The 15667-nt window shown below is 65.8% G+C and carries 11 protein-coding genes; 8 read left to right on the forward strand and 3 right to left on the reverse strand.

Features of this window, described 5'->3' with window-relative positions:
- Positions 1–677: 677 nt before the first annotated feature.
- Genes aspS through ILT44_RS15550 form a run of 3 tightly spaced genes read left to right on the forward strand, consistent with a single transcriptional unit; the run spans position 678 to position 4449 of the window.
- On the forward strand, positions 678–2486 hold the full coding sequence (gene aspS / locus ILT44_RS15540) for an aspartate--tRNA ligase (RefSeq protein WP_204240583.1): 1809 nt from the start codon (positions 678–680) through the stop codon (positions 2484–2486).
- Positions 2483–3355, forward strand: coding sequence for a glycosyltransferase family 2 protein (locus tag ILT44_RS15545; RefSeq protein ID WP_204240516.1), 873 nt, complete (start codon positions 2483–2485; stop codon positions 3353–3355). Before aspS ends, ILT44_RS15545 begins: the two co-directional genes overlap by 4 nt.
- Complete coding sequence (locus tag ILT44_RS15550) at positions 3352–4449, forward strand: acyltransferase family protein (protein ID WP_204240517.1); 1098 nt, start codon at positions 3352–3354, stop codon at positions 4447–4449. Before ILT44_RS15545 ends, ILT44_RS15550 begins: the two co-directional genes overlap by 4 nt.
- Here the strand turns inward: ILT44_RS15550 and ILT44_RS15555 are convergent.
- On the reverse strand, positions 4421–5041 hold the full coding sequence (locus ILT44_RS15555) for a CatB-related O-acetyltransferase (protein WP_239468282.1): 621 nt from the start codon (positions 5039–5041) through the stop codon (positions 4421–4423). The genes ILT44_RS15550 and ILT44_RS15555 overlap by 29 nt on opposite strands.
- Positions 5042–5140: 99 nt before the next feature.
- Between ILT44_RS15555 and ILT44_RS15560 the strand changes: the two genes are divergently transcribed.
- Complete coding sequence (locus ILT44_RS15560) at positions 5141–7444, forward strand: NADP-dependent malic enzyme (protein WP_239468283.1); 2304 nt, start codon at positions 5141–5143, stop codon at positions 7442–7444.
- Between the two features lie 166 nt (positions 7445–7610).
- On the opposite strand, the gene ILT44_RS15565 is transcribed toward ILT44_RS15560, so the two are convergent.
- Together ILT44_RS15565 and erpA are read right to left on the reverse strand one after the other, a co-directional pair.
- The gene (locus ILT44_RS15565) at positions 7611–9470 is read right to left on the reverse strand and encodes an aq_1923 C-terminal domain (protein WP_204240519.1); all 1860 of its coding nucleotides are present in this window, start codon (positions 9468–9470) and stop codon (positions 7611–7613) included.
- An 89-nt stretch (positions 9471–9559) separates the two neighbouring features.
- Complete coding sequence (gene erpA / locus ILT44_RS15570; protein WP_204240520.1) at positions 9560–9886, reverse strand: iron-sulfur cluster insertion protein ErpA; 327 nt, start codon at positions 9884–9886, stop codon at positions 9560–9562.
- Between the two features lie 88 nt (positions 9887–9974).
- On the opposite strand from erpA, the gene ILT44_RS15575 reads away from it, so the two are divergent.
- From ILT44_RS15575 to nagZ, 4 genes are all read left to right on the forward strand, one after another.
- The gene (locus tag ILT44_RS15575) at positions 9975–11189 is read left to right on the forward strand and encodes a deoxyguanosinetriphosphate triphosphohydrolase (RefSeq protein ID WP_204240521.1); all 1215 of its coding nucleotides are present in this window, start codon (positions 9975–9977) and stop codon (positions 11187–11189) included.
- Between the two features lie 50 nt (positions 11190–11239).
- Complete coding sequence (gene argS, locus ILT44_RS15580; protein WP_204240522.1) at positions 11240–13000, forward strand: arginine--tRNA ligase; 1761 nt, start codon at positions 11240–11242, stop codon at positions 12998–13000.
- A gap of 107 nt (positions 13001–13107) precedes the next feature.
- Positions 13108–14550, forward strand: a complete 1443-nt coding sequence (locus ILT44_RS15585) for an SPOR domain-containing protein (protein WP_204240523.1) — start codon at positions 13108–13110, stop codon at positions 14548–14550.
- Positions 14551–14626: 76 nt separating this feature from the next.
- Entirely contained in the window at positions 14627–15646 is a 1020-nt protein-coding gene (gene nagZ, locus ILT44_RS15590) for a beta-N-acetylhexosaminidase (protein ID WP_204240524.1), read from the forward strand.
- Positions 15647–15667 lie beyond the last annotated feature (21 nt).

Here is a 15667-nt window from a genome sequence, read left to right on the forward strand (position 1 = left end):
GGGGACGACGGGAATGGCCGGGACCGATCCCCGGATCAAGGCCGGGGCCAGCCATGACGGGTAGGGGGAAGCAGGTGTTATGTTCACTTTTTGTTCTTGACAATTCTCCTAACCTTGGCTATGGGTGGTATGTCCGGTCTCACGAGGGACGCGCCCGAGGCGTCGGTTGTGGAGACGGGATGCGGTTCTGGCCGCTGCGGGACAAGACGCTGGTTCCGCATGCCAGGGCTCTGAGTGGAGGACGAGGTGCTTCAGGCTTCTGTTCGGGCAGAGCCAGGCGCCGGCTTTCCAAGCCTCGCCAGCCCGAGGATCTTCATCAAGGGCTGCGTTCGAGAAGCGCCGTGAAGCGGGTCTGAGGGTGCCGTCCCTGATCCCGCCGGAGCGCGAGGCTCAGGGTCGAAAAGCCGTGCGCGGGAGGCAGGGTGCTTCCCGTCCGGGCGGATCCCCGTCCCGACCCGATCTTCGCCCGCTCCACCGGAGTGAAGCGAAGCAGCCTTGCCTCCCGCGCTTCCCTTAGGAGCCGAGACAAGTCAGCGCCAGCCTGCAGCCGCCACCCCGACCAGGGGAGGGAGCGCCCCCGCACAGGCTCGATTTCAGCCTTCCGCCTTGACTTCCCCCGCCTCCCATGGATGTTGCGCTTCAAACCGAACCAGCAGGCTTTTTCCATGTCCGCCTCCATGCACCGTTACCGTTCCCACACCTGCGGCGCGCTCCGCGAATCCGATGTCGGCGGGGTCGCCCGCCTCTCCGGCTGGTGCCACCGCATCCGCGACCATGGCGGCGTGCTGTTCATCGACCTGCGCGACCATTACGGCATGACGCAGTGCGTGATCGATCCGGATTCGCCGGCCTTCAAGATGGCCGAGACGGCGCGCTCGGAATGGGTGATCCGCGTGGACGGCAAGGTGCGCAAGCGCCCGGCCGGCACCGAGAACCCGGAGCTGCCCACCGGCACGGTCGAGGTCTACATCACCGAGATGGAAGTGCTGGGCCCGGCGGCCGAGCTGCCGATGCCGGTCTTCGGCGACCAGGACTACCCGGAGGAGACCCGTCTCACCTACCGCTACCTCGACCTGCGCCGGGAGAAGCTGCACAACAACATCATGAAGCGCGGCGCGATCATCAACTCCTTGCGCACCCGCATGCAGCAGAGCGGCTTCTTCGAGTTCACGACGCCGATCCTCACTGCCTCCTCGCCGGAGGGCGCGCGCGACTTCCTGGTGCCGTCCCGCATCCATCCCGGCAAGTTCTACGCGCTGCCGCAGGCGCCGCAGCAGTTCAAGCAGCTGATCATGATCTCCGGCTTCGACCGGTACTTCCAGATGGCTCCCTGCTTCCGCGACGAGGATCCGCGCGCCGACCGCCTGCCGGGCGAGTTCTACCAGCTCGACGTGGAGATGAGCTTCGTCACCCAGGAGGACGTGTTCCAGACCATGGAGCCGGTGATCCGCGACACCTTCAAGGAATTCGCGGACGGCAAGCCCGTCACCGAGACGTTCCCGCGCATCCCGTATTTCGAATCCATGCTGAAATACGGCAACGACAAGCCTGACCTGCGCAACCCGCTCGTCATTGCCGACGTGTCGGAGGTGTTCACCCGCGAGGACGTGACCTTCAACGCGTTCAAGAACGTCATCAAGTCGGGCGGCGTCGTGCGCGCCATTCCCGCGACGGGCGCAGCCGCGCAGCCGCGCTCCTTCTTCGACAAGCTCAACGACTGGGCCCGCACCGAAGGCGCGCCCGGCCTCGGCTACATCGTGTTCGAGGAGGAGGGCGGCCAGATCACCGGCAAAGGTCCCATCGCCAAGTTCATTCCCGAAGCAGCGCAGGCCGCCATCCGCGAGAAGGCCGGCATCAAGGCCGGCGACGCGGTGTTCTTCTCGGCAGGCGCCGAGGACAAGGCGGCGTCTCTCGCCGGCAAGGCGCGCACCCGCATCGGCGACGAGCTCGGCCTCATCGACAAGGACCGCTTCGAATTCTGCTGGATCGTCGACTTCCCGCAATACGAATGGAACGAGGACGAGAAGAAGATCGACTTCTCGCACAACCCCTTCTCCATGGCGGACTTCGACCACGACGCCTTCATGGCCCTCGACCCGTCTGACAAGGACACGATCCTCAAGATCACGGCCTTCCAGTACGACATGGTCTGCAACGGCTACGAGATGGCCTCAGGGAGCATCCGCAACCATCGTCCCGACCGGATGGTGAAGGCCTTCGAGATCGCCGGCTACGGCGAGAAGGAGGTCATGGAGCGGTTTGGCGGCATGTACCGCGCCTTCCAGTACGGCGCGCCGCCCCACGGCGGCATGGCGGCGGGCGTCGACCGCATCGTGATGCTGCTCTGCGGCGCGCAGAACCTGCGCGAGATCACGCTGTTCCCGATGAACCAGAAGGCGGAAGACCTGCTGCTCGGCGCGCCCTCCGACGTAACGCCCAAGCAGCTGCGCGAGCTGCACATCCGGCTGAACCTGCCGGAGAAATGAGAACCGACGACGTTACCGCCATCGTCGTGACCTTCGACAGCGCCCATGCGCTGCCGGAGTGTCTCGGCGCATTGCGGGCGGACGGCGTGCCGGTCATCGTGGTCGACAACGCATCGACGGACGACACTGTCGCCATTGCCGAAGGGCAGGGCGCGAGGGTCGTCCGCAACGCCCGCAACGAGGGCTATGGCCGCGCCAACAACAGCGGCGCGCGGGCGGCTGAAACCGCGTTCGTGCTGATCGTCAATCCGGATTGCACCGTCGACAAGGGCGCAGTCGCAGCGCTGGTCGATGCGGCGCGGCGCTATCCCGATGCGGCGCTGTTCGCGCCGCAGATCGTCGAGCCCGACGGACGCGTCTTCTTTCAGCCCCGGTCGCTGCTCTCGCCGTACCTGCACAACATTCAGGGCAAGCTCGTGCTGCCCGAGGGTGAGGCCTGCGCGCCGTTCTTCTCGGGGGCCTGCTTCCTCATCCGCCGCGACGTCTTCCTCGAACTCGGCGGCTTCGACGACAACATCTTCCTGTTCTACGAGGACGATGACCTGTGCCGCCGGGTGGCGGATGCGGGCTCGGCGCTGATCTACGTGCCGCAGGCCGTCGTGCGGCACGGACGCGGCCGATCGAGCGGCGAGAAGCCGGGACGCGTCTTCACCTCCCGCTGGCATCAGGCCTGGTCGCGGGCCTATGTGAGCCGCAAGTACGGCCTGCCCAATCCGGCGCCGCGCATATTCGCGCTCAACGCCGTGAAAGCCATCGGGGCGCGGCTGACCTTCCGGCGCAGGCTGATCGAGCGTTACGCCGGCTCGGCGGCAGGGTCCCTGGCTTTCCTGAAGGGCGAAACGGCCTTGGCGCGCGAGGGACTGTCATGAGAGTGCCCCTGTTCCGGAATCCTGCGCCCACCGTCTCGACGGCCCTGGAGCAGGAGAAGAACAATTTCGGCCTGATCCGTCTGGCGCTGGCCCTTGCCGTCGTCGTGTCGCACGCGTTCAGCGTCACCACGGGAATCATCGCCGACGAACCGCTCGTCGCCTCCACGGGCTTCACCCTGGGCGAGCATGCGGTGAACGGCTTCTTCGCCATTTCCGGCTTCCTCGTCACCATGAGCTTCGACCGGCGCGGCTGGCGCGACTATGCCATCGCCCGAACCTTGCGCATCGCGCCGGGGCTGATCGTGGCGGTGCTTGCGGTCTCTCTCCTCCTCGGCGCGGCCATGACCACGCTGCCACTCGCGGAATACCTGCAAAGCCCCGCCCTGCGGCGCTTCATTCAATCGACGCTCCTGAGCTTCAAGACCAACATCGCGCTGCCGGGCGTGTTCGCCGACAATCCTTTCTCGTTTCCCATGGGAACGGTCTGGACCCTGAAATACGAGGTCATGTGCTACACGGGCGTCTTCCTGCTCGGCCTCGTCGGGCTGCTGCGCTCCCGCATGGCCGCGCTCGCGCTCGTGGCGGGACTGGCGATGGGCTTGGCCGGGCTCGACCTGCTGCGGCCCGATGCGCCGAAGGGGATGGAGACCGCATTGCGGCTGCCGCTGATCTTCGCCTTTGGCGGTGCGCTCTATGTCTGGCGCGAGCGTGCCCGCCTCTCAGGTCTCCTCGTGCTGGCGCTGATCCTCGCCACTTGGCTGTGCTGTGGGACCTTCCTCTACAAGGCGCTGCTCTTCACCGCCTCGGCCTACGGTATCCTCTGGCTCGCCCTTTCGCCGATGCTCACGCGCTTTTCCTATGAGCCTAAGGCGGATCTCTCCTACGGCACCTATCTCTACGGCTGGCCGATCCAGCAGGCCCTCCACGCGCTTTGGCCCGGTGCCGCGGCCGGATTGCTGCTCGTGCCGTCGCTTGCGATCACGCTGCTGGTCGCAGGCTTGTCCTGGACCCTGATCGAGAAGCCGGCGCTGGGCCTGAAGAGCAGGGCCCTCGGCCGTCGAACCCTCAAAACGATTGAGCCCGCAGCACCTTGACCGCTGCTATCAGTTCGCGGATCCGGTCGCTCTGCAGCAGAGGGACCAGCGTTGCGATCTTCTCCCGCGGCAGGTCCCACCATCGCGCATCGAGCAGGTCCGCGATGATGCTCTCGTCGAAGCGGTAGCGGATGACCTTGGCCGGGTTGCCGCCGACGATGGCATAGGGCGGCACACCCTTGGTGACGATTGCATGGGCCGCGATCACCGCTCCGTGACCCACCGTCACGCCCGACATGATGATCGCGCCGGAGCCGAGCCAGACGTCATGGCCGATGACCACATCGCCGCGAGAGGTGTGATACTCCTCGCTCCGAGGCGCCGTGGGCCAGAGTTCCCGGAAGGCGGAGAACGGATAGGTGGTGCCCCAGTCGGTGCGGTGATTGCCGCCGAGCAGGATCTCCACCTTATCGGCGATGGAGCCGTAGCGGCCGATGGTGAGCTTTCTTCCCGACTCGGGAAAACGCACCTTGGGCTTGCCATAGGTGAACTCGCCGATCTCGTAGCCGCGGCGGGCAGCGATCCTGGCGAGGTGGATACGCGTCTGGTTGTGCGGATTGCGCCAGTTCTTCAAGCGATGCCCGAGCTTCATCGTCCGGCTCCCTGGGCCAGAGAAGAACATTGACGGCAGGGGGGCAGCACGCGCACAAGGGCCTCCAGGATAGTTTGATCAGTGCAGGGAGCGTCGGGGATGGGAGACAACATCTCGCAGGATCTGAAATCGGGTGCGATGTTCTACCATCAGTATCCGCGCCCCGGAAAGCTTGAGATCCAGCCGACCAAGCCCCTCGGCAATCAGCGCGATCTGGCGCTGGCCTACTCGCCCGGCGTGGCCGCTCCCTGCGAGGCGATTGCCGCCGATCCGGCCCAGGCCGCCAATCTCACCTCGCGCCAGAATCTCGTCGCTGTGATCTCCAACGGCACCGCGGTCCTGGGCCTCGGCGACATTGGACCGCTCGCCTCCAAGCCCGTGATGGAGGGCAAGGCGGTCCTGTTCAAGAAGTTCTCCGGCATCGACGTGTTCGACATCGAGGTGGCCGAGAACAATGTGGACAAGCTGGTCGAGGTGATCGCGGCGCTCGAGCCGACCTTCGGGGGCATCAACCTCGAGGACATCAAGGCGCCCGAGTGCTTCGAGGTCGAGGAGCGCCTGAAGGCCCGCATGGGCATCCCGGTCTTCCACGACGACCAGCACGGCACCGCCATCATCGTGGGTGCCGCGGTGATGAACGCGCTGGAGCTTGCGGCCAAGCGCATCGAGGACGTGAAGATCGTCACCTCCGGCGCCGGCGCTGCGGCGCTCGCCTGCCTCAACCTGCTCGTGTCGCTTGGCGCCAAGCGCGAGAACATCTGGGTCACCGACATCAAGGGCGTGGTCCATGTGGGCCGCAACGAGCTCATGGACCGCTGGAAGTCGGTCTATGCGCAGGACACCGATGCGCGCACGCTGGCCGATGTGATCCCGGATGCGGACGTGTTCCTGGGGCTCTCCGCAGGCGGCGTGCTCAAGCCCGAGCTGCTGGCCCAGATGGCGCCGCGCCCGCTCATCATGGCGCTCGCCAATCCTTACCCTGAGATCATGCCGGAGGAGGCGGAAGCCGCGCGTCCCGACGCCATGATCTGCACCGGCCGCTCGGATTATCCGAACCAGGTCAACAACGTCCTGTGCTTTCCCTACATCTTCCGCGGCGCCCTCGACGTGGCTGCGACCACCATCAACGAGGAGATGAAGGCGGCCGCCGTGAAGGCGATTGCGGGGCTTGCCCGCGAGGCGCCGTCCGAGGTGGTGGCGCGCGCCTATGGCGGCGAGGCGCATCCCTTCGGCCGCAAGTCCCTGATCCCGAGCCCGTTCGATCCGCGCCTGATCCTGCGCATCGCGCCCGCCGTGGCGAAGGCCGCGATGGATTCAGGCGTCGCCACGCGACCGCTGGCGGATCTCGAGGCCTATGCGGAATCGCTCGGTCGCTTCGTGTTCCGCTCAGGCTTCATCATGAAGCCTCTCTTCTCGCAGGCGAAGGCCGCCCCGAAGCGCGTGATCTATGCCGAGGGCGAGGACGAGCGGGTGCTGCGCGCCGTGCAGGTCATCGTCGAGGAGGGCCTTGCCAAGCCGATCCTGATCGGGCGTCCGAACGTGGTCGAAACCCGCATGAAGCGCTTCGGCCTGTCCATGGAGATGGGTAAGCACTTCGAGCTGGTGAACCCGGAGGACGATCCGCGCTACCGCGACTACGTCGCCACCTACGTCGAGGCGGCAGGCCGCAAGGGCATCACGCCGGATGCGGCGAGAACCCTGGTGCGCACCAACTCCACCGTCATCGGCGCGCTCGCGGTGAGACGAGGGGATGCGGACGCCCTGATCTGCGGCCTGGAGGGGCGCTTCCAGTCCCGCGTCAAACACATCAAGGACATCATCGGCCTCGCGCCCGGCGTGAACGAGATGGCGGCCCTGTCGCTGGTCATCACCTCGAAGGGGGCCTACTTCCTCGCCGACACCCATGTGCAGATCGACCCGACCGCGGAGCAGATCGCCGACATGACGATTGCTTGCGCGAGCCACGTGCGCCGCTTCGGCATGGAGCCCAAGATCGCGCTCCTGTCGCATTCGGATTTCGGCGCCGCCGACAGCCGCTCGGCGCTGAAGATGCGCGAGGCTCTCGCCTGCATCAACGAGCGTGCGCCGGATCTCGAGGTCGACGGCGAGATGCAGGCGGATTCGGCTCTGTCCGAGATGCTGCGCGAGCGGGTGAACCCCCATTCGCGCCTGACCGGCGAGGCGAACGTGCTGATCATGCCGAACCTGGACGCCGCCAACATCGCGTTCCAGTTCACCAAGGTTCTGGCGGATTCGCTGCCCGTCGGCCCGATCCTCATCGGCCCGGCCAAGCCCGCGCATATCCTGACTCCATCCGTCACGGCGCGCGGCATCGTCAACCTCACGGCCATCGCCGTCGTCGAGGCGCAGGCTGCGGAGCAGGATCAGCCGATGCTGATTTGAGGGATGGAAAAACGCACCACTGTCATTCCGGGGCGAGCCATAGCGAGAGACCGGAATCCATAACCGCTAAAGGCGCAGAAAGAGATGCAGCGCTGATAGCTCTTCCTTGAGAGGTCGTGTTTATGGATTCCGGGCTCCGCTGCGCGGCCCCGGAATGACAGCCAGACTACTCCGCCTTCGCGCTGATGTTCAGCTTGTTCAAAATATCCTTCGGCTCGGACATCACCACCGCTTCCGCGATGCCGAAGCCTGACGGATCCTTCGGCGTGGCGTTGACCGTGAGCCTGCCGGGCTTGGCGATGAAGCGGGCGACGGCCTGGCTCAGAACCTGAGCCTGCTCCGAGTCCCCGATCATGGCCGGCACGACGAAGGCTGCCGCGGCCGCATAGGTGCGCCGAAGGGCCTCCGGCGTCGTCTTCTGCTCTTTGGCGGCCTTGGCCATGTAGCGCTCGAACAGCCCCTTGTTTTCGACCGCAACGTCGAGGGCCTTGGCCTTTGCCCCTGCCAAAGCCACCGTGGCAATGGCCGTGTCAGCATCGAACAGGTCCTTGCCGGCATTGCCGATCAGGCCCTTGAGGGTGATGGAGCCCATCTCCTGACCCTGCGCGGAGACCTCTCTCAGCGCGATCTCCTTGGCGGTCTCGTTCCAGGTGGCAGCGGCCAGGAGCGAGACGTCGATGTTCTTGTAGCCCAGAGCCACAAGCTCCTTGATGCCGTCGTCCGAGCTGTTCGACGGCAGGGCCATGGTCAGGTTCTGCAACCCGATCCGGATATTCGTCGGAATGGCGTTCACCGGCTTGTCCGCCGTGAGCTCGAAGCCCTTGAGGGCGGCCTGTACTTTGACCTTCTTGCCCTCGTCCTCGGTCGTTCCGTCGATGGAGAAGCCCGACAGGCTTAGGGTGCCGAGGGTCGGGACGAGGCTGCGCGCCGTCGCGGCATCGATATCGTCGAAAGATTTGCCTTGAAGCTTCCTGAGGCCGTCGAGCGTCTGCCGGAACGAGAAGCCCGTGAAACTCATGGAATCGAGCTTCATCCGGTTGTCCTTGTCGGAAAACTCGAACCCCTCCCAGCGCACGTCCGCCGGCTGGGTATCCGCGCCGCCCGTGTAGGCGATCCGGCTGATGCGGGCCTGGCCCGAGGAGTCCTTGGCCTTGGAGGTCATTTCGATCCCGGAGGCTTCCATGAAGCCGATCTGGAACGCGTCGATGAAGTCGACAATGGCCGGGAGGAGACGCGCCTGATCCTCGGAGGAGAGATCCTTGCGCTCGCCCATCTCGGCGAAGAGGCCCACGGTGCCGTTCCAGGAATCCTTGGTCGGACGTCCCATGAAGTCCCGCCCGCCGAGACGGGCGATCTTGAACGTCAGCTTGGCTTCATTGTCGATGAATTCGAGGTTCTCGAGAGAAAAGGCTCCGTAGATCTTGGCCATAGGGGCCGTGGAGCCGTCCGCCTTCGCCTCGTAGAGCCGTGCGAGCGCAGGGAGATCGAGCTCGCTCATGCTTGTACGACCGGAGGTGATCCGAACGGTGTCCTTGGCCCCGCTCGTATCGATCGCCGTCGCCTCGATCGTCGCCGAGGCGATCCGGCCCTGCGAGACGTCTTGCAGGACGGTGTTCCGGTAGCTGGTCGTCTGCGTCTCTTTGCCTAAGATCTGCTTCACCCGAGCTTCGGGGATCGTCACCTGCTTCGCGTTGATGCGCCTGAGGCGGCTCTCCATCGGCTCCGTCGAACCGGAGGAGAAGATGGCCTCGACCTCCGCCCGCGAGGAGCCGACGCCGGCAAAGTCGATGCGCTTCGCCTCATAGGTCGTCGATCCGAAGGTGAAGCTCACATTGTCCAGGCTGAAGCTCTCGGCCGATTGCGCGAAGGCCGCGCTCCAGAGAGGGGCTCTGACGGCGCCGACGGTGATCCGCAGGCTTCCGTTTTCGATCTCGAGATCGCGGAGAACGGCCGGCTCGAACGAGAGAGCGGCCGAGCCCGCTGCCAAGGCGAGGGCGCAAATGCCTGCGCGGTAACGAAGTCCCATGAGTTCCCCCCAGCCGGCCCAATCCGGTGCCAGCTTCCCTTAGCCGAAAAGTACTCTGGTGGGGAAGGCAGACAGTTACGTCATGCTTTTTACAGCGAGAACGAGGTGCCGCAGCCGCAGGAGGCGGTGGCATGGGGGTTCTCGATCTTGAAGGACTGGCCAATCAGGTCGTCCACGAAGTCGATCACCGAGCCCTCCATGTACTGGATGGACACCTCGTCCACCACCACGGTCGCCCCGTCCTTCTCGATCACGAGGTCGTCGTCCTGCCGGGTGCGGTCCACGTCGAAGGCATACTGGAATCCCGAGCAGCCGCCTCCGTTGACGCTGATCCTCAGGTGGGAGCCGGAGGGCTCCGAGGCCATGATCTCGTTGATGCGGCGGGCGGCGCGGTCTGTCAGGGTGATACCGGTCATGGGCACTTCCAGTCCATCGAAGGACGACATTCTTGCACTAGGTGTTAAGAGCAAGGTAAGTGCGCTCTGACAAGGCTTCAACCCGGGGATGTTTGTGCGGCCCTTTGGCGAGAGATGGCGAGCTCCTTACGCGTGCGACCCCTGGGGGAGCCGCGGTCGGCTGTTTCCCGAGGCGGTCTCCCCGACCCGCAGCGAGTTCCAGCGCGACCGGGACCGGATCATCCACTCCTCCGCCTTCCGCCGCCTCAAGCACAAGACGCAGGTCTTCGTCTATCACGAGGGCGACCATTTCCGGACCCGGCTCACCCACACCATCGAGGTGAGCCAGATCGCGCGGGCGCTCGCCCGGTCCCTGGGGCTCGACGAGGACCTGGCCGAAGCGCTGGCGCTCTCCCACGACCTCGGCCATACGCCCTTCGGCCATACGGGTGAGGATACGCTGGACGAATGCATGGCGACGTTCGGCGGGTTCGACCACAATGCCCAGGCTCTGCGGGTGGTCACCCGCCTGGAGCGGCGCTATGCGGATTACGACGGGCTGAACCTGACCTGGGAGACCCTGGAGGGGCTGGTCAAGCACAACGGCCCGCTCCTCGATGCCGAGGGTAAGCCGACCCTGCGCTATGCCGCGCGCGGCGTGCCGCTGGCGATTCTCGAATACAACGTCATGCAGGATCTCGAACTCGCGACCTATGCAGGCGGCGAGGCTCAAGGTGCGGCCATCGCCGACGACATCGCCTATGACGCCCACGACATCGACGACGGCCTGCGGGCTGGCCTGTTCCGGATCGAGGATCTGCGCGAGGTGCCGTTCCTCGCAGAACTTCTGCAGGAGATCGATGCCCGCTACCCCAGCCTCGACCTGTCACGCCGGATCCATGAGCTGACGCGGCGGGTGATCACCCGCTTCGTGGAGGACGTGGTGGCCGAGGGCGACCGCAGGATCGCGGCCCTGTCGCCCGAGACGGCCGACGACATCCGGCAGGCGGGCGACACAATGGTCTGCTTCTCGCAGGCGATGAAGGAGGCCGATGCCTCGATCAAGCGGTTCCTCTATGCCCGCATGTACCGCCATCCCGACGTGATGCGCGTTCGGGCCCAGGCCGACGACGTGCTGCGGGACCTGTTCGGGCGCTTCAAGGCCGAGCCGGAGCTCATGCCCGACGAGTGGCAGACGGACCTTCCGAGAGGCGACGAGCCGCGCCTCGCGCGACGGGTGGCGGATTACATCGCCGGCATGACGGACCGCTATGCGATCCTCGAGCACCGTCGCCTGTTTGACGTGACGCCGGACCTGCGTTAGGCGGCTCCACGGAATTCTAGGGCCAAGGGGCCCTTCAGAGACAAAGTACCATGAATATTTTCGGGCTGTTTGAGAAGCGGGTTGCGGATGCGCTCGGCCGGTTGGCCGAGGCGGGCAAGATTCCTTCGGGGCTGGATGTCCGCCGCGTGGTGGTCGAGCCGCCGCGCGACCCCTCTCACGGTGATCTCGCCACGAATGCCGCCATGGTGCTGGCTAAGGAAGCGCGCATGAACCCGCGCGCCCTGGCCGAGCTTCTCGTCGCAGACCTCCAGGACGACCCGCGCGTCACCAGGGTCGAGATCGCCGGACCCGGTTTCATCAACATCCGCCTTGCTCCCCAGGTCCTGCATGAGGTGCTGCGCGCGGCCGTGATCGACGCGAACGGCTTCGGCCGGAGCGGGCAGGGGGCGGGCGCTCCCGTCAACGTGGAATATGTTTCGGCGAACCCCACGGGCCCGATGCATGTGGGCCATTGCCGTGGCGCGGTGTTCGGCGATGCCCTCGCCGGACTGCTCGATTTCGCCGGCTACAGGGTCACCCGCGAGTACTACATCAACGACGCCGGCGCGCAGGTCGACGTCCTCGCCCGCTCGGCCTATCTCCGCTACAGGGAGGCACTGGGTGAGGCAATCGGCGAGATCCCGGAGGGTCTCTACCCGGGCGACTACCTCAAGCCGGTCGGCGAGCGGCTTGCCAAGGAGCATGGCCCGAGCCTGCTCGACAAGCCGGAGGCCGAGTGGCTCCCGCTCGTGCGCGAGACGGCCATCGCCGCCATGATGGACATGATCCGCAGCGATCTGGCGGTGCTCAACATCCACCACGACGTGTTCTTCTCCGAGCGCTCCCTGCAGCTGGGAGCCGAGGATCAGGTGAAGAAGCTGATCGACGATCTGTGCAGCCGCGACCTCGTCTATATGGGCCGCCTGCCGCCGCCCAAGGGCCAGAAGGACGAGGACTGGGAGGATCGCGAGCAGCTGCTCTTCCGCGCCACCGCCTTCGGCGACGAGGTGGATCGCCCGCTGCTGAAGTCGGACGGCTCCTATACCTACTTCGCCTCGGACATCGCCTATCATCGCTCCAAGTTCGAGCGCGGCTTCGCCTCCATGATCGACGTGTGGGGTGCGGACCATGGCGGCTACGTGAAACGCATGCAGGCTGCCGTGAAGGCGGTCTCCGACAACAGGGGCAATCTCGACGTCAAGCTCTGCCAGCTCGTGAAGCTCCTGCGCGGCGGCGAGCCGGTGAAGATGTCCAAGCGCTCGGGCGACTTCGTGACCCTGCGCGAGGTGGTCGAAGAGGTAGGCCGGGATGCCGCCCGCTTCATGATGATCTTCCGCAAGAACGACGCGCCCCTGGATTTCGACCTGGCCAAGGTGGTCGAGCAGTCCAAGGACAACCCCGTCTTCTACGTTCAGTACGCCCATGCCCGCTGCGCCTCGGTTTTCCGGCAGGCCGCGGAGGCGTTCCCGGCCGCCGACTTTTCGGCAGGTCAGCTCGAGAAGGCTGATCTTTCGATCCTGAGTGACGAATCGGAAATGGACCTCATCCACCGGATCGCTCAGTTCCCCAGAGTCATCGAGGCGGCGGCGGAAGCTCACGAGCCTCACCGGGTCGCGTTTTACCTCTATGACCTGGCGAGCGCCTTCCACAGCTTATGGAATAAGGGCAAAGACTTGCCGCAATTACGCTTTGTTAATCTAACTAGTAAAGATTCAACACAGGCGAGGCTCGCTCTCGTGCATGCCCTGAAGGGCGTGCTCGCATCTGGTCTCGCAATCCTGGGCGTTACGGCACCTGATGAAATGCGATAGTGTTTCCTCAAGCGGATCAACCGCTTAAGGAGTTCTCGCAGCGGGTCCTGTCACGTCGTGCCGGCGGAGCAGCGGGTGCTCCTGTCGCGTAACTGGAGATCCGGCGCATGAGCGAATCAGTGAAGCCCCGTTTTGCCATCGATCTGAACGAGATCGAGCGGCAACTCGTCCAGGCGGGCACCCCACAGGTCCAGCAGGCCTCTGCCACGCGGGGTGATCCGCTGGCGGAATTGGCCCGGATCGTAGGGCAGGACGACCCTTTTCAGTCGATTCTGGCCAATGACGGCTCGGCTCGTCCGCGCCAGCAGACCGCGTCGGTCGACGATCTTTTTGCCGTCCGCGACACTATGACGCCCGCTGCGCGCGTGGTGCCGGTCCGGGCGCCGCAGGCCGGACATTCCGCCCCCGCCTACGATCATGGCGCCTATCCCCAAAGCCATGCCCGCGCCCCCGAGCCGGCTTATGCTCCTCATCCTGCCCGTCAGGAGCCGGACGCTTACGGCAACGAGGCCTATGCTCAGGATTATTACGCGGATCAGGCGGCCCAGTACGCCGATCAAGGGTACGATCAGGGCTATGACCAAGACGATCGACACCATTATCCGCCGGTCGCGAAGACCCGTTCCCGCAAGGGTCCGATTGCGATCGCAGCCGTTGTCGGCGCCCTCGTGCTTGGCGGCGGCGGCGCCTATCTGGCCTCGGGTTCCGCTTCGATCACCGGCGGCGAGCCGGTGCTGATCACGGCGAACAACGAGCCGACGAAGGTGCAGCCGCAGAATCCGGGCGGGGTCGAGATCCCGAACCAGAACAAGCAGATCTACGAGCGCGCCAGCCAGAGCGGCGCGACCAAGGTCGTCAACCGCGAGGAGCAGCCGGTCGACGTGCAGCAGGCCGTCCGCATGAACGGCAGCACTGTCGCCGACGCGACTGGCGGCACCATCGGCGCATCGGCCAAGCCTCAGCAGACGGCGAGCCTGAATCTCGGCGAGCCCAAGAAGGTCCGCACCGTCACGATCCGTCCCGACGGCTCCGTGTCCGGTGAGGCTCCGGCTCACCAGGCTGCGGCTCCCGCGGCCATGACCCTGCCGGCTCAAGCACAATCCACCCCGGCGGCCCCGAAGCCGGCTCCCGCTCAAGCCACCCCTGCGCAGCCCAGGCCCGCCGCCAGCACTCCGGTTGCGGCACCTGCGACTCCGGCTCCTACGCCGAAGCCTGCTCCGGCCGCAGCGACGCCCTCGAGCACCCCCGCACCGCAGCAGGTGGCTTCGATCCAGCCCACGGCTCCCGTGGCTGCCGAGACGACGCCGACGGGCGGCTTCGCCGTCCAGCTCGGCTTCGGCAACTCCGAGACGGCGGCCCAGTCGGTCCTTGCCTCGTTGCAGCGCAAGCATCCTGACCTCCAGGGCGTGCCGGCGATGATCCGCAAGGCCGAGGTGAACGGCAACACCATCTACCGTGTCCGCGTCGGACCTCTGCCCAAGGAAGAGGCCTCCTCCCTCTGCTCCAAGCTGCAGGGCCAGGGCAGCCAGTGCTTCGTCGCCAAGAACTGAGGAAGCTTGAAGAACCGAGGAAGCTTGGCGGTCGAGATTCCTTGACCCTGCCGAGCAAGGGACGTAAGGCGCGGGTATGACCACCCGCGCCTTTATTGCTGGATGCTCCGGCTTTGAGCTCACCCCGGACGAGGCCGCCTTCTTCAGGGAGGCGCAGCCCTGGGGCTTCATCCTGTTCCGCCGCAACGTGGATAGCCCTGAGCAGGTGAGGGCGCTCTGCGCCTCTCTGCGGGATGTTGTCGGACGAACCGACGCCCCGATCCTCATCGATCAGGAGGGCGGCCGGGTCCAGCGCATGGGACCTCCGCACTGGCCCAAATATCCCTCCGGCAGCACCTATGGGCGCCTTCACGCCAACGATCCTCTGGTTCAGCGGGAGATCGCGCGCCTCGGAGCGCGGCTGATTGCCCATGACCTGCGGTCGGTCGGCATCACGGTGGATTGCCTGCCGGTGCTCGACGTGCCGTCTCCGGGGGCTCACGACATCATCGGCGACCGGGCCTACGGCAAGACCCCCGGCGAGGTTGCGGTGCTGGGCCGGGCGGCGGCCGAGGGGCTCCTGGCCGGCGGCGTGCTGCCGGTGGTCAAGCACATGCCCGGCCATGGCCGGGCGGGCGCGGACAGCCATCTGGCGCTCCCCATCGTCGAGGCCTCCCGCGAGGACCTGGAACGGCACGATTTCGCGCCTTTCCGCATGCTCACCGACATGCCCCTCGCGATGACGGCCCACGTGGTCTACACGGCCCTCGATCCGGAGCATCCCACGACGACCTCCCGTATCGTCATGGAGGGGATCATACGGGGCCATATCGGCTATGACGGGCTGGTGATGACCGACGACCTGTCCATGCACGCCCTGTCCGGCTCCTTCCGGGAGCGCACCGAGGCCGCCTTTGCTGCCGGCTGCGACATGGCTCTCCACTGCAACGGCAGCATGGACGAGATGAGCGCGGTGGCCGAGGCCGCGCCCGTCCTTCAGGGCGATGCCCTGCGCCGCGCGAACGCCGCGTTGGCGCGCATCACCCACGACCCGGAGCCTCTGGATCCTGTGGATGCCCGGGCGCGGCTCGATTCTGCTCTTGCGATGATCGCCTAAAGCCCATGAAGCTTCGCGCGG

The organism is Microvirga arvi (genome assembly GCF_016892765.1).
GTDB lineage: Bacteria > Pseudomonadota > Alphaproteobacteria > Rhizobiales > Beijerinckiaceae > Microvirga > Microvirga arvi.